Here is an 18,471-nt window from a genome sequence, read left to right as displayed (position 1 = left end):
CACAAAAAAGGAAAGGAAATGTTTAAGAGCAGCTCGAATGGTTTAATGTACAATGCAATTCCTGTTTTAATCTGCGTATTTATTCAGTTGCCAGAGGGAGGATGTTACGCTTGAATACACCTTATGAACAGCATGTGGAATATCCGAGCAGGAAACGGATGGCTTGGCTTACAGCAGGGGCAGCGCTTTTTGTGTGTGCAGGTTTTTTTCTGATATTTGACCAATCTTTCAAGCCGGGTTCTTCAATCATTTCTAGTGTGATTGGCCTCACATCCATTCTCTTTTTTGGAATATGCTTCTGTTACAGTCTGATCAAGATGATCCGGAAGGAACCCTCCTTTGTCATTCATGAGCAGGGGTTTATTGATTCGTCCTCCTATACTTCGGGCGGAGAAGTCGCCTGGAAGGATATTGAACATATTTTTATGTACGAGTTGATGGGGCAAAAAATGATCGGTGTGAAGCTGCGAGACGAAAATGCATTTCTGGAGCGGCAGAACGGAATGAAGCGCAAGCTGATGACGGCTAACAGCAATATGGTTGATGCAACAATCAGCATAGCTCAGAGCAGTATCAGTCTTCCGCTGGATCAGCTTTATCTTATGATGATGAGTCATTGGCGGCATGCCAGGGACAGCAGGGGATAATTTTAAAAGATCGAAACGAAGCAGGTCTTGTGGATCTGCTTTTTTTGCGTTGTATTGGAATCATACGGAAATGGGCTTTACAGTATTGTATAACTAGTGTACTATTTAACTAACACACCTATACAGAAAGGAGAGAGAACATCATGCCTATCGAATTTGATAACAATTTACCGATCTATCTGCAGATCATGCAGTACATTAAACGTCAGATTGTAACGGGTACGCTCAAGGCGGGAGATAAAATTCCTTCGGTACGTGAGCTGGCTGCCGAATTGCAGATTAATCCGAATACCATACAACGTACATTTCAGGAGCTTGAGCGGGAAGAAGTGGTAGAAACGAAGCGTGGTTTGGGCAGATATGTAACAAGTGAGGAGTGGAAGATCATGCAGATCAAGAAAGAAATGGCTGGCGAGCTGCTGGAACGTTTCCTGACCGGAATGCAGGAGCTCGGAATCAAAGAGCAGGATATTGTGTCGATTGTGACAGACGCTTTGGCAGAAGGAAGTCAGGGGAAGGGGGAGCATACACATGAGTAACATACTTGAACTTGATCAGGTGAGCAAAACATACGGACGAAAGCAGGCGTTGCACAACGTTTCGCTGACAGTTGCTCCGGGGCGAATTGTAGGTCTGCTTGGCAGCAATGGCAGCGGCAAAAGCACATTGATGAAGTTGGTTGCAGGTTTGCTGCATCCTGCGAGCGGAAGCATTCAGGTTACAGGCAAGCCAATCGGTCTGGCGACAAAGTCACTTGTTTCCTTTATGCCGGATCGTCCTTTAACCGAGAAATGGATGAAGGTACGGGATGCGATTGCGTACTATCGTGATTTCTATGATGATTTTGATGAGAGTAAGGCGCAGGAGATGCTGGCTTTTATGAGTCTGGCAGAGAATGATCGTGTGAGTCATCTATCAAAAGGCATGAACGAACGGCTGCAGTTAACACTGGCTATGTCTCGCAAGGCGAAGCTGTATCTGCTGGATGAACCGATCGGTGGAGTAGACCCGATAGCCAGAGGCAAAATTCTGGATGCCATCGTGAAATTTTACGATGAAGATAGCAGCTTGATCATATCCACACATCTGGTCAATGATATTGAACGTATTTTTGATGAAGTGATTTTTATTCGCGAGGGCAAGCTGGTCATGCACGAAGAAGTGGAGACGATCCGGCTGCAGCATGGAAAAAGCGTAGATGAGATGTTTAAGGAGGTTTATGCAGAATGATGACAATGTTGAAGTATGATTTTCGGAGAAGCTGGAATACATTGCTGGCAGGGCTTGTTATTCTGATTCTTGTTCAGGTGGGGCAAACTTTATTTTTGTCTAATGTTACCGGCAATGTACTGGGCATCATGGCATATGTTGGCGCAGGGGTAGCCATTTATGTGAGAATGATTAAAAGCTATACCGCTAACATTCGCTCGTACAATCGCCGTCTTATTCCTGTGACAGGGCTGTCGCATGTGTTGTCACCTTTAATTTTCGGGGCGTTAAACTTCCTGGGTTTGCTGCTGATTGGATTCATACACTTCTACCTGTATACCACGCTGAAGCTCGGACTGAGTTTATCGGATATTAATATGACGTATATGAGTGTCACGGAGGTCATAAGTACATTGTTGTTTGCAGGCTGGATTGTGTTGTTTATGACTGTTATCATCTTTTTCTCCATCAGTGTAGCAGGTAGTTTTCGCTGGAAAACAGGCCCATGGATCGGGATTGTTACGTTCCTGGTTATGGTTAACTTGCTTAGCTGGCTGGAAAATGTGATCTTTTCAGGGAAGTTCAGTCCGAATGATCTGTTTCAGTTCACCGAAGAAAGCACAGGAATTTCCTTTACCGCGAATGGAGTGATCTGGGCAGAAGGTCGTTGGGGAAGCACGGTGTTTGAAATCGGGCTCGCTGCGCTGCTGGTGTGGGGAATCATCTATATGAATAATAAAAAGGTGGAAGTCTGATCACTACGCCAGTAAGAGAATACGGGACTCATGTAACGGGCAGTCAGGCTGCTCGTTCATCTTTTTTTGGAAGGGGAAGGAACGATGCAATTGTACTTCAGAGATAACTTTTTTAATGCCGGATATACCGAAATTATGAATGCGGATCAGGAGCGTGCAGGGTACCTGGATTTGAAAAGTGTATTTGGTTCATCACTCGATGTCTCGGATGAAGCCGGGCTGGTCTGCAGCGGTAAATTCCGCATGTTAACCAATCGGTGGGATGTAACTGCAGCGGATGGAACACATCGGGGTGTACTGAGAGCGAGATTCAGCTTTTTCAGCAAAAAATATGAATACGATGCAGGCCCGCGCGGCATGTATGATGTATCTGCTCCCGCCTTCTCTCAGGAATATGATGTGACGGACGGAGCCGGACGTATTGTGGCAAGCTTTCGCCGTACAAGCGGCTGGTTCAGCTCCGGGGCATTTGTGCTGGATAACCAGTCGGAATATCTGGATACCTATGAATTGGTTGCTGTGGTCATGGGAGTACATGCGATTAACAAAAGACGGAATGCCGCGAGCAGCAGTTCTACATAATCGCTGGCATCGTCAGCATTCCGTCTTTTTTGGCTTATATCGGTTTGGAGTGGTTATCCGCTTGTGCAGCCGCAGCTTCCTCCACATAGGTCGACTCGGAGCGTGCGTATCGAGCCAGCACTTTGGCGGCTGTTTCGGACATTCGTTCCCGCAGGGCAGCGCTGTCCGTGATGCGAACCCGTTTGCCGAGAAAGCGCATTTTGGACAGCACATAATCCACCTCGCTCCGCGTCACCGTCAGCACAATTCGATATACATGATTTTCCTCGTTATATTCGACCTGTCTCTCAAAGCAGGAGAAGGCATACAGAATACGGGATAACTCCGCATTAAACGCTGGCAGCACCTCAACAGTGATGGTTGTCTTTCGTTTCTCGGTTAACAGGGCAATGCTTGCTTTATATCGAGCTGCTGCTTCGGGTTTGACGGACCTGGGCTCCAGCTTTGTAATGCTGTGCAGCTTGGTGGACATTAATCTGGCAAAGTGCGGGGCATACCAGAGCACGTACCACTCCTTTTTGACCATGGAATATTCAAGCTTATACGGAAAACCGAATTGCTCCTGGCTGGTACGCCCATGGCGAATGCGGCCTGTCATCTGAAACCCTTGACCTTGCAGTATCATCTGCCGTAACGGTCTAAGCAGCGGGTGAGACACACTGCGTTCCTCACTTTTGGCCTTCTCGGTCAGATCCTCCTGCACGTCCAAGTGCTGCTCGTCTTGCAGCATGTTGTTCAGCTTTGCCCACGTATCCGGATGCAGCGCTTCCCGTGCAGCCTCATGTTTCATCATCATACGCAGCCAGGCCCGTTCCTGTGAAGTCCAGGTGAACAGCCCGGTTTCATTCAGCCTCGTCATCATCTGATAATTGAACATCTTCTCGAACAGGTTCATAATATGCCGCAATCTCCTTCCATTCCTCAATCATCTCATCACGCAGCTTGAGCGGAGCCAGAATCTCACAGCTGGAGCCGAAGCTGCGCAGCCAAGGCTTGATTTCCGTAATGCCGTTCACCCGGATTTCATAGAGAAAGGTATAATCCGTCTCCGGCGTAATTGTTCCCCACTGCCCTTGCAGCCGGACTCGATCCAGAATAAAGTTGCGCTCACCCTCCTGCGGGTGGAAAAAACGTGCTCGCACCGTGACCGGGCGGCCTGTATCGACAAGCCAGCTGTAGCGGCTGATCTCGGCCCATTCCTTTTTCAACGCTTGCATATGCTCCTCTTCGATTGGGTGAAGCTCCTCCAGCTGGGTGATGCCCTCCATTCTGAACTTTACAAATCTCCGGCGGTTCTGATAGCCAATCACATACCAGCGTCCATATTGGTGATCATACACCACCTCAATCGGGATGATCCGGTTGGAGCTTCCGCCCGCTTCGCGTTCAAACTTTGGATTCGTATTTTGCGAGCTGTAGCTGGACGGTTTCTTCGGTGAGAAATATTGAAACTGCACACGTTTGCGCTGACGAATGGCCCCTAGCAGCGGATAGAGATGGGCTTCGTCCAGAATGCGCGAATAATAATGGTATTTATAAATATATGGCTCAGTTGCTTCTTCTTGCGGGAAATGAGGCGTAATGATTTTTTTCAGACTATCCCGCAGTAAATATCCCTGTACCGATGGAACCTGTGTGTTCGCCATGATATCAACAAAATCGTACAGCTCCAGCTGCTCCTCCGGAGTTAGCTGTGTCAGCACATCCTGCTGCAAGGCATAGCGATAGGGGCGCCCGCCCGGCTCTTTGCGGATGACACCGACATCCTCCAGATATTTCAGATCGGCGCGTATGGTCTTCTCATCCGGCAGGGCCAATTCCTCAGGCAGGTCTGCACAGCAGGCATCGAGCAATTCCATGGCGGTCAGCGCAGCGTTCTGAAGGGTATGTAAAATAACGGACAAGCGTTCGATCTCGGTTTCCTTCATGGATTTGGCGCGAAAAAGAAAGAGCAGCAGCGGCTCGGCAGACTCGCCATACTGAAAGCGTACAAGGTCGGACAGTTCCGACCCGACATTCGGGGCTGCTGGCTGATCCGTCAGGCTCTGATGAATATCTCTGAGCTTGCGCTGGGTTTTATCAAAGGTATGTACGGATATGCCAAGCCGCTTGGCATACTGCTTGCGATTATATGCGCCGCTGGTCAGAGACAGCATGCGCAGGAACTGAATTTCTTTATCAAAGCTTTCTTTAGCCATGGATTTCACTCCCGGTTGGACTGTGATTCTTTAATTGTATCAGGATAAACGCAAGCTTTCATAGCAAAGTTGCACGAATGCATCGCAAGTCGCCATACTTTCACCATGTTCGTGTATGACGGTGTGAAGCATAATAAGGATGTGAAGCGGGGCGATCAAGAAGCTCGGCTGATCCGAATTTCGAGGCGCCCGGGAGGGTTACTTCGACTGTTAATCGGCCAGGTCATTGGTTCGAATCCAATCGCCGCCGTTCATGGCGGTGTAGCTCAGCGGTAGAGCAGGTATAACCTTCCCCCCTTTTTCCTCGGAATCTTTGCATTAAATCTAACGCATTGACGATAGCGTTTGAAGCATATCGAACTTAAATATTGCAAGAGATAAAGCTGGAGAGAAGTTTCATACAGGGAGGTGTTGTGTGGTGAGCAGAGCAAAATCATTATTTGATTCTAATAAGCGAGCCGTATCCAATCATGACGGATATGACGCTTATGTGCGGCTGGTAGAGGAACAATACATTCAGATGCTGATGACAAACACGATGAATAATACGTTTTATGCCGATGAACAGCTGCTGATGCAGGAAGCGGCAAGCAGTCACCAGGAGATGGCAGAGCTGGATGCAGATTTTATGGCGAGGGCGCTGGTGTATGCCCGGAACGAAGGATTCATGCGTTTACAGCCGCTGTATGGCTTGGCGGTATTGTCCAGGATCGCTGCGGAGCCGTTCGCGCAGGTGTTCTCGCATGTGGTGAAGACACCTGCCGATCTGGCGGACTTTCTGACCATTCTGAGAGGAAGCGGGCGCGGACAGGGAGGGCGTGCAGTGAAGCGGCAGGTCAGTCATTTTCTGAATGAAATCAGTGAATACTGGGTGATCAAGTATAATGGACGCGGGCGCGGGTACAGTCTGGGTGATATGGTCGCCACCACACATCCCAAACCAAAGGATGAAAAGCGACAAGCCTTGTTCCGTTATCTGCGTGGACATGAGACGGATCTGACAAAACTGCCTCAACTACAGGCGCTGCACAAGCTGAAAAAGACTCGTAACCCGGCCAGTCAGCTGCATCAGATTGAGAAAGGCAAGCTGCCGTATTCCGTTGTGACTTCTATCCTTCAGCCGACACGTTCTGTATGGGAAGCGTTGATGCTCCAGATGCCAATGTTTGCGCTGCTGCGCCATCTGAATGCAATGGATCGTGCGGGTGTTTTTGAAAAAAAGAAAAATGTCGATTACGTCACACGCCGTTTAAACGATATTGAAGCACTGCGTCAATCGCGTATCTTGCCTTTTCGCTTTGTCAAAGCGTATGAGACTGTACAGCATGCGGGACTGCGGGAAGCCTTGCAGCAGACCGTAGAGATGTCGATTCACAATCTGCCGCCGCTTCCGGGCAGAACAGCCATTTTCCTCGATCGCTCGGGCTCCATGCAGGGAGACTATTTACGCATCGGTTCGGTGCTCGCGCTGGCGCTTTACAAACAAACCAAGGGCAATTCGCTGTTCTGGTTATTTGATCATCAGGTTGAGGATGCCCATCCCAAGCTGGATGAGGGCATCCTGGCTCAGGCGTACCGGATTCAGGTGAAAGGCGGAACCGACACCGGACGACCTGTACGAGAGCTGCGTGAGGCTGAGGAAAGGGTAGACCGTATCATTATGATTACAGATGAGCAGCAGAATGAAGGCATTCCATTTTACGCAGAGCTTGAACGTTATCGACGCCTGATGAATCCGGAGCTCCAGGCATTTATTGTAGATATTAGCCCTTACCGGCAAGCCATGGTTCCGCCGCGGGATGGTCAGACCTTTTATATCTATGGCTGGAGTGAAACCGTGTTGACCTATATTGCCGAGACCGTAACTGGATATGAGACCATTGCACAGCGAGTTCGGGAAATGCCGTTATAAAATAGAGAGTTTGGGATATGGGAAAGAGAAGGAGGAGAGCAGGCATGACGGGTGTTGATCAAAGGATGAGAGAAATCATTGCGAAACAGCTCGCACAGATTGAACAGGAGGAGCAGGTTCGCATTGTATACGCTTGTGAGTCAGGCAGCCGGGCGTGGGGATTTCCTTCACAGGATAGTGATTACGATGTGCGTTTTATCTATGTCAGGCCCCTTGAATGGTATCTGTCGATTGAAGATCAGCGGGATGTCATTGAACGACCAATCAGCGACCAGCTGGATATCAACGGATGGGATATACGCAAGGCGCTGAAGCTGTTCCGCAAGTCCAACCCGCCGCTGCTGGAGTGGCTGCAGTCTCCGATTCAGTATGATGAGCGATATAACGTGGCAGAACAGATTCGGGCGTTGTCTCCGCTGACGTTCTCACCGAAATCGTGTATGTATCATTATCTGAACATGGCCAAGGGTAACTTTCGGGATTACTTGCAGGGCGAACAGGTGAAGATCAAGAAATACTTCTATGTGCTCCGGCCATTGCTGGCTTGCGTCTGGATCGAACGGTATGAGAGCATGCCGCCAATGGAGTTTGAGGAGCTGGTAGAGGCTCTGATCCCTGTGGACACACCACTGTATGCTGAGATTCATGAGCTGTTAAGAAGGAAAAAGGCCGGAGATGAGATGGACCTGGAGCCGCAGCTTCCAGCCATCCAAGCATATCTGACAGCTCAGATTGCACATGTAGAGCAGCTTGCTGTTGAAATGTCAGGTCAGGATTCGGTAGAAGTTGAAGCATTGAATTTCATTTTCCGCACGGCTGTACAGGAGGTTTGGTAAACATGCATCTGATCATAAAAGCGAGCGGGGAGGGGGCAGGCTATGTATCCCATCTGCTCGCCAAAAATCCGAATAATTTGTATGACCGAACAGACAAGGGCGTACGTGTACGCATGGTATACACCAAGGTTGGTGAGCAAGAGACAGAGGTATTGATTCACGCCGAGCCCGACCCGGTTGATCTGGTCAGAGGTACGCCGGATGGATACGACATTACGCAGTATATTAATGACCGGGAATTTGTGACCAGCAGCCTGTTTTGCTCCTACATACGTTCGGCTCTGGGAACCGCTTTGAATGGCAAGCCGAAGGAAGACTATACGCAGTGGGTGGATCATGTGTTTGAACTGGAGCTGACATTTGGCCCGGTAGCTTCTGATCTGCCCGACCGTGTGGTGGAGGAGCTGTTCTCGGTTCTGGGGTATGACGTTGCGATGGAGCGTGGAGAGTCGGCGTATTCTTTTGACCTGAAAAACAGAAGCACGGTTCGTCACATCACACTGCGTGGCAAACAAACGATACAACAGGCTTTGCGTCAGCTGTTCCTGCTGATTCCGGTATTGGATAACTACAAGCATTACTTCATTAGTGAGGATGAGATTGATAAAATTAAACGTTATGGCGAAGGTTGGTTAGACACGCATCCGCTCAAAGAGCTTATCGTTAGACGTACACTTCATTTTGCCGAATTGATCCGCACATATGAGCGTAAGCATGGAGCGCTGACTGTTGAAGACGCTGGAACTGCACAGGCGGGAGTGGCGGATGGCAACCGGGAGAGACGATTAAATTCGGAATCTGAAACGCTTGGGCATGACGGTGCAGGTGAAGACAGGGTGACAGAGACAAAAACAGAAACAGAAACAGATACAGATACAGATACAGATACAGATACAGATACAGATACAGGAGCACTTTCGCCTGACACAGCACCTGTACGGTTAAATGAGCTCCGTTACCGAGCCATCACAGATATTGTAGCCTCCCTGTCGAACAAACGCCGCATTGTTGATATGGGGGCTGGGGAAGGCAAGCTTTCTGCACGACTTGCTTACATTCCGGGCGTAGAAATGATTGCCGCGGTTGAGCCTTCAGGCCAGTCACGTCTGCGGGCCAAGGAACGGTTTGCCAGGCTGCAGGATCGGGCCGGAGTCAAGGCTGTGCCAGAGGTGATGCTCGGTTCCCTGTTTTATTTTGACGAGCAGATGCAGCATATGGATGTCATGATTCTGTGTGAAGTGATTGAGCACGTTGAGGAATATCGTCTGGACCGCATTATGGATACAATCCTGAATGAATATCGACCTGAGGTGCTGCTGGTTACTACGCCAAACAAGGAATACAACGAAGTATATGAGATGGAGCAGGAGCAGCTGCGCCACCAGGATCACCGCTTTGAATGGACACGTGAGCAATTCAGCATGCGCTGCGCACAGTGGGCGGAGAAGGGTGATTATGCTTATGAGATCAGTGGAATCGGTGAGCATAAGGAAGGCTTCGGTCAACCGACACAGCTCGTAAAATTCTCACGAAGAAAGGAGGACCAAGCATGAAACGAGACGAACAAACGGGTGCGAACAATGACATGCATTCAAACGCCACATCAGAACAAAGGAATCGGCATTCAGAAAGCAGGACAGCGGAAAGGCAGCAGAACAGAGACCAGGGCAGACATCGGGAGATTCATCTGCCTTATGCAGGCATTGTTGTGCTGGTTGGTCCGTCCAACAGCGGCAAAAGCACTATGCTGGAAAGGCTCGCAGCTGAAGAAGTCATTCGTTCAACAGAGATCGTCTCATCCGATCAGTTTCGCATGCTGATAGGAGACGACGAATATATAGAATGGAAGCATCGTGCCCGCAGTGAAGCGGATGTGATATTTGCGGAATATCAGCAGGTATCAGCGAAAGCATTTGAAGCTATGGAAGCCATAATTGCAACTCGCTGTCGTCTGAACAAGCTCACCTGGGTGGATGCAACACATCTGTATCCAGAGGATCGGGAACGGTTGATTCAACTTGCTCGCAAAGCACATGTGCCAGTCATTGCGGTTGTATTGGATGTGCCGGAGCAGGTGCTACTTGAGCGAGATGATCAGCGCAAGCATCCGAGAGGACGTCAGCGGGTAAAACAGCAGGTGCAGCAGTTCAGACGTACGCTTCGTTCCATTCGTGATGAAGGCTTTGATGCAAGCTACATTCTGAAGCATCCCTACCCGGTATCCTTTGTCCGTACAGCAAATCCGTTAATGATCGATATAGGCACAGGCATTGATATTATTGGTGATATCCACGGCTGTTATGAAGAGATGATGGAAGTCATCCATCGTCTGGGGTATGTGGATGAGCAAGGGGACGGCATGTTTCGCCATCCCGAGGGGCGAAGGCTCGTTTCTGTCGGGGATGTAAGCAGTCGCGGACCGGAATCCTTGAAATGTTTGCTTTTCTGGCAGCAGCATTGTGCCGCTCGTCTTGCTTATATGGTTGACAGTAATCACGGCTGGAAGATTGCGCGTTATCTGGACGGTCGTGGCGTCACATTAAGTCATGGCGATGAACGAGTCGAGGCTGAATTGCTTCAGCTTGAACAAGTACAAGGCAGCGCTGCAGCCAAGCAAGTAAGGGAGTCATTAAAGCATTTTCTGCTGGAAGCGCCGTCGCATCTGGTGTTTACACGGAATGGCGTAAGACAGGTCGTCGTCGCTCATGCCGGGATTCGGGATCATTTTATTGGCAAGCAGTCCAGGCGTATTCAGGATTATTGTCGGTATGGGGATGTAGAAGGTACGGATGAGAAGGGGCGGCCGGTGCGCAAGGATTGGTACGTAGATCACAACTCTGGTGAATGCATCGTCTGGGGCCATGATCCGAGGCCATATCCTATGATCGTGAATGATACGGTCAATATTGATCAGGGTGTTGTATTTGGCGGTATGCTGACGGCTTGGAGAATGCCGGAACGTGAATCGGTTAGCGTAAAGGCGAAGCAGGATTATGCCGGGGATGCAGAAAGTCCATTGAAACGCTGGGAGCAGCAGCGCTTTGCACCGCCAAATATTCGCAAGTTCAAGGATGGATTTACCGTTCAGACGGAATCACGGCTGAACGTAACTGTACAGGGAGAGCTCGCGCAGACGGCGCTGGATACATTTTCACATTATACGGTTCCCTTGGAGGAACTGGTCTATATTCCGCCAACGATGAGCCCGCCGCCAGGTGAATGTTCTGTAGAAGGGTACATGGAGCATCCACAGGATGCATTCCGTTACTATCGTTCACAGGGCGTGACCCGGATGGTTGCGGAGAAAAAACATATGGGCAGCCGTGCCGTGCTCCTCCTGTTTCGCGACGAGCAGGCTGCGATCCAGCGAGTGGGCCGCCCGCTGCTGGGCAGCATCGTGACTCGTACAGGCAGAGCCTTTTTTGACCCCACGACCGAACAAGAGGTGCTCGCCAGATTACACGCGGACTTGATCGCAGGCAGTTATTTTGACCGACATCAGACGGAGTTTGTTCTGCTGGATGCCGAGATTGTACCCTGGAACCTGAAAGCAAGGGAGCTTATTGCCTCTCAATATGCCCATGTCGCTGAAGCTGCACTAATGGATCGCAGCGTTGTGAAGGACAAAATACGTGAGGCAGCGAACGCAGGCCGTAATGTTGCAGACTGGTTGCTGGAAACGGAGGTTAAGCTGGAGAATGCCCGGACATTCCGGGATGTGTTTCAATATTATTGCTGGGATGTGAACGATATTGGTGACATTAGCATTGCTCCCTTCCACACACTGGCACATAGCACAGGAACGTTCTGGGAGAAGACACATGAGTGGCATATGGAACAGAACCGTGAGCTGGCTCAAATGTGTGCGCTCATCATAGAAACAGAATACCGTGTCATTGCGGATGAAGCAGATGATGAAGAGATTATTCGCTGGTGGGAGGAGATTACAGCTGAGGGGCATGAGGGCATTGTGATCAAACCTGAGACGTTCCGCAGCTGGAACGGTGGCAGAATGATACAGCCTGCTCTGAAAGTTAGAGGACGTGCTTATTTGCATATCATCTATGGCATGGATTATTTGGCTCCTGAGCATGTATCTCGGCTTCGCAAACGCAAAACGTCCAAAAAGGAGAGACATGCACTGCTAGAGAGTGCTCTTGGCATGGAAGGCATCGAACGTTTTGTACGTGGCGAATCCATCGAGCGGATTCATGAATGTGTACTCGCTGCGCTTTCCCTTGAATCGGAACGAGTCGATCCTCGGTTGTAAGCCATGTTATGGAGTGCAGGATGACCGGGAAAATGAATGTAGAAATACGATTGGAAGGTTATTCTGTCATCGGAGGGGCTTGTGTAAATTCTTTGGTTCAAATTATCTAGAGGCCTGAACGGGGATATCTTATGGATGATGATTCATTCATAAGATATCCCTTTTTTTGCTGTTTGCATTTAAACAAACAAACGCTTTTGCTGTCGCTTTTTTTCCTTGTTTATTGCAGTTAAAGTCGGTATTTTCTTCTAAATCTCAGCTTTTGTATGCACCCATACATTAGCGGGATTTCAATCTAACCGACTTGGAAAGGAAGCGAAGCGAATGTTTAAAAGTGTGGAAAATGAATTGGAGTATGCGATGTTTAATGGAATCTGGACAACGGTGTGGACAGAAAAGGGATTTGAAATTGAGTTTTCAGAGAAGTTTCTGGAAAGATACGTGGTGATTACAGAGGAAGGCCATTATGTCGGCTCGATTGAGATCAAACCGTATACCCCTGAAAGTCTCATTAACGAAATGGGTCCGTTTTGGGAGCATCCCTCGATTAAGGACGAAGTGGGCTGCGTTGCAGAGATTGATAAATTGGCTATTTTGTCTACCTATCGGGGGCGATATGTTGCAGATTTATTGTCGGCAATCGTGCACTACGCGGAGATGAAGCAGATCAGTTATTACGTCATGCTGCTGGAGCCTGTACTGATGCGGGCCTTGCGTATTTCCTATCATGTACCTATTGAGAAGGTAGCGGGCAGAGTATTTTATAAGGGCGAGGATGTGATTCCTTCCATTGTGAACGCCAGAGAAGTATATACGCATAAGGAACGGTTTCCTTGGCTTGTGAATATGGAAAATAATTCAACAAAATCATGTGATTAACTTCTTATATCAACGAATTAATAACAATTTTAAATATCTGTCGGCTGCTGTTGTTGAACGGAACAGCGGGTGGGATTACAGCCGCTATGATGAAAATGGGGCCTAAAGGGCCCCATTCCTTCATGAGAAAGTTGGGATGTTTGGATTAGGCTAATGAACCAAAGGCCTATATCCAATCCTGGTATTGTGGGTAATAATTATAAAGGGAAGCATTGGAATCTCACAAAGTAACGATAGGGGGTAACCTGTATGGCGTCAATGATTTTTCTGGTAAAACAGGCGGAAGACGAGGAAAAGGTTATTTATCGATTCGGACCGGATGAGCGGAAGATGGGCCTTATTGAGATGAACAAAATAAAGGAAAGTGTAAAGGAATTGGAGCCTGTTCAGGTGGACGGTGTTAGTCCAAGTTTCTTTTTTAATCGTGCGGCTCAGTGGCTGGTGCGATGTTTATTCAGAGAAGGCGGCAAGTTTCCGGAACGAACCACAGTGGAGACGTAGCTGATAGCTGATTGCAGGTCCTATAGCAGGAAGGCTGTCAGACCATTGAGATAACATCAGACCAGGTGTAACATAGAAGAAGTCCAAGCGCAGCGTTGAATCGTTGCACTTGGACTTCTTTGTGTTAGATATATGTTTAAGGATTAGAGACAGGGGTTGCGAAGCGATGTTGGACATAGGCTCTACAATTCAACTTTAATGAAATAACATATGATTGTTTTCAATACGGTCTCATATACTCGAATTAATATTACTTTTCCATCTTACGATGTTTATTTTGAGACCAGGCTGTACGTAATTTTTTCGCACCGTCTGTAAATTGTTGATTAGTTAGAAGGTGGTAAGTAGACATATCAACATGCGATCGATCCAAAAGAGTGAAACGATATAACCTAGGTACGGGTTGCCCGATATTATTGATAGTAACTCCAACCAACTCACTTTTCATGAAGAATATATATGTTATGTAGAATAATTCTGTCATTGAAGTGGCGAGTATAAACAACCTTCCATGAATGATTACCCAATTATTTTAAGATGCGAAACGTATTTTCGCAATGGATAATAGGGGTTTGACGCGCGAAACAGTTCTATGGTCGGGTTATATAAGAGCTTGCCGTAAGACTTTATTCCTGTACCCGAGAAGCATGAAGCCGAATGAGAAAAGCCCACAAATCCGAATTAGGAATGTGGGCTTATACTTTCAGAACGTTTTGGCATACGAGATCAGAGCTGTAATTGTAATAATGTTAAGCAAAGTCGAGATCAGTACAGTCTGTGCAGCAAAATCAGGCTCGTTATCATATTCCTCTGCAAGAATTGAGGAGTTGACCCCTGTAGGCATGCCTGAGGCGATAATGAGCGCCTGAGCCGCTACACCTTGTAGTCCAAGCAGCAGCACGATGCTGATTCCGATTGCCGGACCAACCAGCAGACGCAGTAATGTGCTAATATACACATCAAGACGGTATAAGCGGATGGGATATTTCACAATTTGCGCTCCAAGTGTCAGCAGAGCGACGGCAACCATACTTTGCTGTGCATAGGTAAGCGGCATGGATAGAAACGTAGGCAAGGGCAGCTTCCAGGCTTGAAACAAAATACCGAGCAGCAACGCGTACGGTACAGGCATTTTCAGAAAACCGATAATTACCGCGCGATAGTTTCCTTTGAGCTTCGCCCCTTGGATAGACAGCACCCCGTAGGTGAAGGTGAGTAAAGACTGCAGGGACATGACCAATGCCTGAATGGAGGAGGCCAGCGGGTCACCACGAAATACCAGTGCATTGATCGGCAGGCCATAGTTTCCTGCGTTATCCAGCATAATGCTATTATTAAAAGCGGCTTTCATGCCTTTGTTCATACGGAATGAGCGGGTAACAACAGAGCCTATAATATAGAGAATGAGTACATAGATCGCATAGAATAGAGTAACTGTACCTAACAGCTCGCCTGACATATTGGAGTGATACATGCTCATAAAGACGGCTGCGGGGGTAATACAATAGAAATTGATTTTGGCGAGAGTGTACAAGTCCAGCTTGAACACCTTTTGCATCCAGGACCCGACAGCGATCAGGAGAAAGACGGGCAGGACGACTTCTAACATGATGTCTGCAATCATCGGTTCAACTTCCTTTTTCATGAAAATTTCAGATCTTTGCGAAAAACACTTCACCCATTATATCATTTTATACACAACAGCAAGAGAATTTGGTCAAAAAAGTTCAGGAGGTGTTGCACCATGATCCCGGATCATCTGGATAAAGGTTTATCTATTCTGTTTATTGGCTTTAATCCAAGCATTACCTCAGGAGAGACAGGCCACCATTATGCGTATAAAGGCAATCGCTTCTGGCGTATTCTGGAGCGTTCGGGGCTAACGCCACGTCTATATGATGCAACGGAGGATGGAGAATTACTAAAGCTGGGGTACGGTTTTACCAACATTGTGGCTCGTCCAACCAAAGGGATTGAGGATATTACGAAGGAAGAGTATGCAGAAGGACGCGAGATTTTGCGGAAAAAGCTGGAGACGTATCGACCGGATATCGCTTGTTTTGTAGGTAAGGGTGTGTACACTCAGTACAGCAAACGAACTAAAGTGCAATGGGGCTTCCAGGATGACCCGATCGTGAAGGAAATTCAGGAGTTTGTTGCTCCTTCCTCCAGCGGACTTGTACGTATGTCAATGGAGGAGATTGTGGATATTTATGTCAAGCTTGCGGATTTTGTGGCGGAGAAGAACGGCGGACAATGAGAAGGTTCTCTGCAATGACTGGAAATAGCTTCGTATAATGAGTTCAACCGTTCTGCGATTATGTGAGTTCACCCGTTCAGCGATGGCTGGAAAGGGTGGATTCTTTTTTTTCAGATCAAGTGAGAAGATTCGGAGACGGCTTCCGTCTATATAGTACAGAACCATGCATGGACGCTGTAGAGAAGGAGGATTACATGACACATCTGGTACCCGAGGAGGAACTGATTCAGCGCATTATAGATGGGGACAAACAGCTATTCAGTGTGCTCGTGGATCGATATAAAAATAAAGTCTACGGCATTATGCGCGGAATGGGCGCAAGTCACCCGGATGCCCAGGATCTCGCGCAAGATACATTTATTCGAATCTATCGCTATCTGCCGACCAGGAGAGAGGGAAGCAGCTTCGCGGCCTGGGTGTATACCATTGCGGTGAACGTGATGAGGGATCACGTGCGGAGTTTTAAATCAACAATTACGAATACGACTGAAGAGCCTTATTCACAAGGGGTAGAAGAGCTGACGCCCGAGAAGCAGGTATTGCAGAAAGAAATGAAACGTGAAATCTATCGCCACTTAGAGCAATTGCCGGAGTCCTATAGATTGGTGCTGCTTCTCAAATATACAAATGAACTGAGTTATGAAGAGATTGGCGAGGTTACGGGCATGAGTGCTGCCCAAATTCGAAACGCATTGTATCGAGGCAAAAAGAGCCTTCAAAAGCAGCTGAAGCGGACAGGAGGGGAGTGGTCTTATGAAGTCTAAACCGACGGAACAGGAAGTGCAGTGGGAGAAAAAGCTGTTTCAGGAAACGCCGGATTTTAATTTTACAGAAAACGTAATGAAGGAGATTGAACATGTGGAAATGGAGCATGGAGAACAAGAGCCTGTTATCACTGATCATGGAAAAAGAATGAGGCAGCGGAAAAGACGCCGAATCATATCGGCAGCTGCGGCTTGTATTTTACTGGCAGGTTCCGTGACGGTCTGGACTCAGCCTAAGCTTAAACATCAGGTGCTGAGTATGTTCTCGCCTTTCTGGCAGCAGGAAGATGAGATTTTTAAGAACGAGAAGGAAATGTCTGAGTGGACATGGTATGGTGACTATTTGCGTTCCAAGCCGCTCGGTTTGATCCAATACCCGAAGATCAAGGTCGAAGACAAAGGCTACAGTTTTGAAGTGAAGCAAGTACAATTTGACGGTTCACGGATGATCATTACTGTCGTTGAAAAGGGACCTGATGGAAAGCTTCTGCAAGCTCCACTAGAGGCGCCATTAGATGAGGGGGGAATCACGGTTACGGATTTGCTGGGTAACAAGGTTGCCAAGGAGGCCAGAAGTGGGGGGGACCCGTCCAACTTGGCACATTATGTGTTTCTTTTTGAAGATGACATACCGGATACAGTTGTCGTGAAAAATGAAGCTGATCATATCACCATCAGTACGGAAGACAAGGAAACCGGAAAGTCTGGACGAGAAAAAGTTGATCTGGATTGGAAATTTCAATTCAAAGTGGACACACGTAAAGGCAAGGAGATGGCAGTCAATCAAACCATCAAGGATGCAGCGTATACAACAAAGGATGGACTCGAATTCGAGCTGGGCAGGCTCATTCGTACCGTAAACGGCATTCGGCTGGATATGAATATTACACCAAACGCGGAGATGATCTCAAAACTGGGGCCAGAATGGTGGCGGGATATTAGGATGTGGTATCACTTCGAGACGGATGATGCGGATGACTCACTCAGCTATATCGGGGATCGTATTAATTACAGTCGGGCCAAGGTTGAAGGGAGGCTGTTTAATCCCAAGCAGCACTCGTTATGGTGGTCGGATACACCTGACAATGTAAACCTTCCACCTGATACCAAAAAGTTGAGGTTTGTTCTGGATGGTTACAGTCTCCCTGTACAGGAAGAAGCAGAAGTAACAATTCAGCTTGAACAGGGCGGAGAAACAAATAAAGCCATGTTAAAGGATAACGGAGATCAAATCAGCTTTACCAAGTATACGTACCAAAAAGATGAGGAAACTAAAGAGAACGAGTTGAGGATGGATATGGAAGGAATATTGAAAAATGACCTTGGTTCTCCTGATGATTGGACAGCTCTGGATGGTACGGGGAAAGAATATAAAGTCGAGTTTAGAGGAGGTGTTGGAACTTATAAAGACGACCTCCAAAAAACAATGGATATGGAGGTGCTCATAATGGGCTTCCCGGCAGATGCCAAACAGATTACTATGAAGCGAAAAACGATAAACAAAATGATTACGGATGTAGACTGGTCTGTAGACCTGCCTTCCTATACAACCCTTCCATGGGAAAAGGCTGGACAACAATAATGAATGATAGAAGACTTGAACCATTCATGCTAATGGATGTGTGCTCAAGTCTTCTTTTTGTTATGAATTACATTTT

At 47.8% G+C, this 18,471-nt stretch carries 17 protein-coding genes; 14 read left to right on the top strand and 3 right to left on the bottom strand.

Features of this window, described 5'->3' with window-relative positions:
* The first annotated feature begins 110 nt into the window (after positions 1-110).
* The 5 genes from IEW26_RS14070 to IEW26_RS14050 all read left to right on the top strand — a co-directional run bounded on the left by IEW26_RS14070 (position 111) and on the right by IEW26_RS14050 (position 3,193).
* Positions 111-647 carry an STM3941 family protein gene (locus IEW26_RS14070; RefSeq protein ID WP_111271618.1) on the top strand — a complete coding sequence of 179 codons (537 nt, stop codon included), beginning with the start codon at positions 111-113 and terminating at the stop codon, positions 645-647.
* 143 nt (positions 648-790) lie between these two features.
* The gene (locus IEW26_RS14065; RefSeq protein WP_111271617.1) at positions 791-1,186 is read left to right on the top strand and encodes a GntR family transcriptional regulator; all 396 of its coding nucleotides are present in this window, start codon (positions 791-793) and stop codon (positions 1,184-1,186) included.
* Positions 1,179-1,877 (top strand): ABC transporter ATP-binding protein, encoded by a 699-nt coding sequence (locus IEW26_RS14060; protein ID WP_188592829.1) that lies wholly within the window; start codon positions 1,179-1,181, stop codon positions 1,875-1,877. Before IEW26_RS14065 ends, IEW26_RS14060 begins: the two co-directional genes overlap by 8 nt.
* A complete protein-coding gene (locus IEW26_RS14055) occupies positions 1,874-2,611 on the top strand; it encodes a hypothetical protein (protein ID WP_145403576.1) in 738 nt (245 codons plus the stop codon). The genes IEW26_RS14060 and IEW26_RS14055 overlap by 4 nt, the downstream gene beginning before the upstream one ends.
* A gap of 84 nt (positions 2,612-2,695) precedes the next feature.
* Positions 2,696-3,193 (top strand): LURP-one-related/scramblase family protein, encoded by a 498-nt coding sequence (locus tag IEW26_RS14050; protein ID WP_145403575.1) that lies wholly within the window; start codon positions 2,696-2,698, stop codon positions 3,191-3,193.
* Positions 3,194-3,227: 34 nt separating this feature from the next.
* Here the strand turns inward: IEW26_RS14050 and IEW26_RS14045 are convergent, their stop codons facing one another.
* Positions 3,228-4,088, bottom strand: a complete 861-nt coding sequence (locus tag IEW26_RS14045) for a WYL domain-containing protein (protein WP_145403574.1) — start codon at positions 4,086-4,088, stop codon at positions 3,228-3,230.
* On the bottom strand, positions 4,036-5,391 hold the full coding sequence (locus IEW26_RS14040) for a helix-turn-helix transcriptional regulator (RefSeq protein ID WP_188592828.1): 1,356 nt from the start codon (positions 5,389-5,391) through the stop codon (positions 4,036-4,038). Before IEW26_RS14040 ends, IEW26_RS14045 begins: the two co-directional genes overlap by 53 nt.
* Positions 5,392-5,809: 418 nt before the next feature.
* Here IEW26_RS14040 and IEW26_RS14030 point away from each other — a divergent pair, with 418 nt between their 5' ends.
* The 6 genes from IEW26_RS14030 to IEW26_RS14005 all read left to right on the top strand — a co-directional run bounded on the left by IEW26_RS14030 (position 5,810) and on the right by IEW26_RS14005 (position 13,789).
* Positions 5,810-7,303 carry a TROVE domain-containing protein gene (locus IEW26_RS14030; RefSeq protein WP_188592826.1) on the top strand — a complete coding sequence of 498 codons (1,494 nt, stop codon included), beginning with the start codon at positions 5,810-5,812 and terminating at the stop codon, positions 7,301-7,303.
* Between the two features lie 44 nt (positions 7,304-7,347).
* The gene (locus IEW26_RS14025; RefSeq protein WP_188592825.1) at positions 7,348-8,139 is read left to right on the top strand and encodes a nucleotidyltransferase domain-containing protein; all 792 of its coding nucleotides are present in this window, start codon (positions 7,348-7,350) and stop codon (positions 8,137-8,139) included.
* A 2-nt stretch (positions 8,140-8,141) separates the two neighbouring features.
* Positions 8,142-9,692, top strand: a complete 1,551-nt coding sequence (locus IEW26_RS14020) for a methyltransferase domain-containing protein (RefSeq protein WP_188592824.1) — start codon at positions 8,142-8,144, stop codon at positions 9,690-9,692.
* A complete protein-coding gene (locus IEW26_RS14015) occupies positions 9,689-12,409 on the top strand; it encodes a polynucleotide kinase-phosphatase (protein ID WP_229729847.1) in 2,721 nt (906 codons plus the stop codon). Before IEW26_RS14020 ends, IEW26_RS14015 begins: the two co-directional genes overlap by 4 nt.
* Positions 12,410-12,733: 324 nt before the next feature.
* Positions 12,734-13,288: a hypothetical protein gene (locus IEW26_RS14010; protein ID WP_188592823.1), complete on the top strand. Its 555-nt coding sequence runs from the start codon at positions 12,734-12,736 to the stop codon at positions 13,286-13,288.
* Positions 13,289-13,537: 249 nt separating this feature from the next.
* Complete coding sequence (locus tag IEW26_RS14005; protein WP_111271607.1) at positions 13,538-13,789, top strand: RNA-binding protein; 252 nt, start codon at positions 13,538-13,540, stop codon at positions 13,787-13,789.
* Between the two features lie 703 nt (positions 13,790-14,492).
* Here the strand turns inward: IEW26_RS14005 and IEW26_RS14000 are convergent.
* On the bottom strand, positions 14,493-15,413 hold the full coding sequence (locus IEW26_RS14000; RefSeq protein WP_111271606.1) for an AEC family transporter: 921 nt from the start codon (positions 15,411-15,413) through the stop codon (positions 14,493-14,495).
* Between the two features lie 120 nt (positions 15,414-15,533).
* On the opposite strand from IEW26_RS14000, the gene IEW26_RS13995 reads away from it, so the two are divergent.
* The 3 genes from IEW26_RS13995 (at position 15,534) to IEW26_RS13985 (ending at position 18,395) form a co-directional block, all read left to right on the top strand.
* Positions 15,534-16,049, top strand: a complete 516-nt coding sequence (locus IEW26_RS13995; RefSeq protein ID WP_188592822.1) for a mismatch-specific DNA-glycosylase — start codon at positions 15,534-15,536, stop codon at positions 16,047-16,049.
* Between the two features lie 194 nt (positions 16,050-16,243).
* Positions 16,244-16,813 (top strand): RNA polymerase sigma factor, encoded by a 570-nt coding sequence (locus IEW26_RS13990; RefSeq protein ID WP_188592821.1) that lies wholly within the window; start codon positions 16,244-16,246, stop codon positions 16,811-16,813.
* Positions 16,803-18,395, top strand: a complete 1,593-nt coding sequence (locus tag IEW26_RS13985) for a DUF4179 domain-containing protein (protein ID WP_188592820.1) — start codon at positions 16,803-16,805, stop codon at positions 18,393-18,395. The genes IEW26_RS13990 and IEW26_RS13985 overlap by 11 nt, the downstream gene beginning before the upstream one ends.
* The last annotated feature ends 76 nt before the right edge of the window (positions 18,396-18,471 follow it).

It is taken from the genome of Paenibacillus silvae, assembly GCF_014639235.1.
Lineage (GTDB): Bacteria > Bacillota > Bacilli > Paenibacillales > Paenibacillaceae > Paenibacillus > Paenibacillus silvae.
The sequence above is the reverse complement of the archived record's forward strand: the minus strand, read 5'-3'. Positions and strand labels throughout refer to the sequence as shown.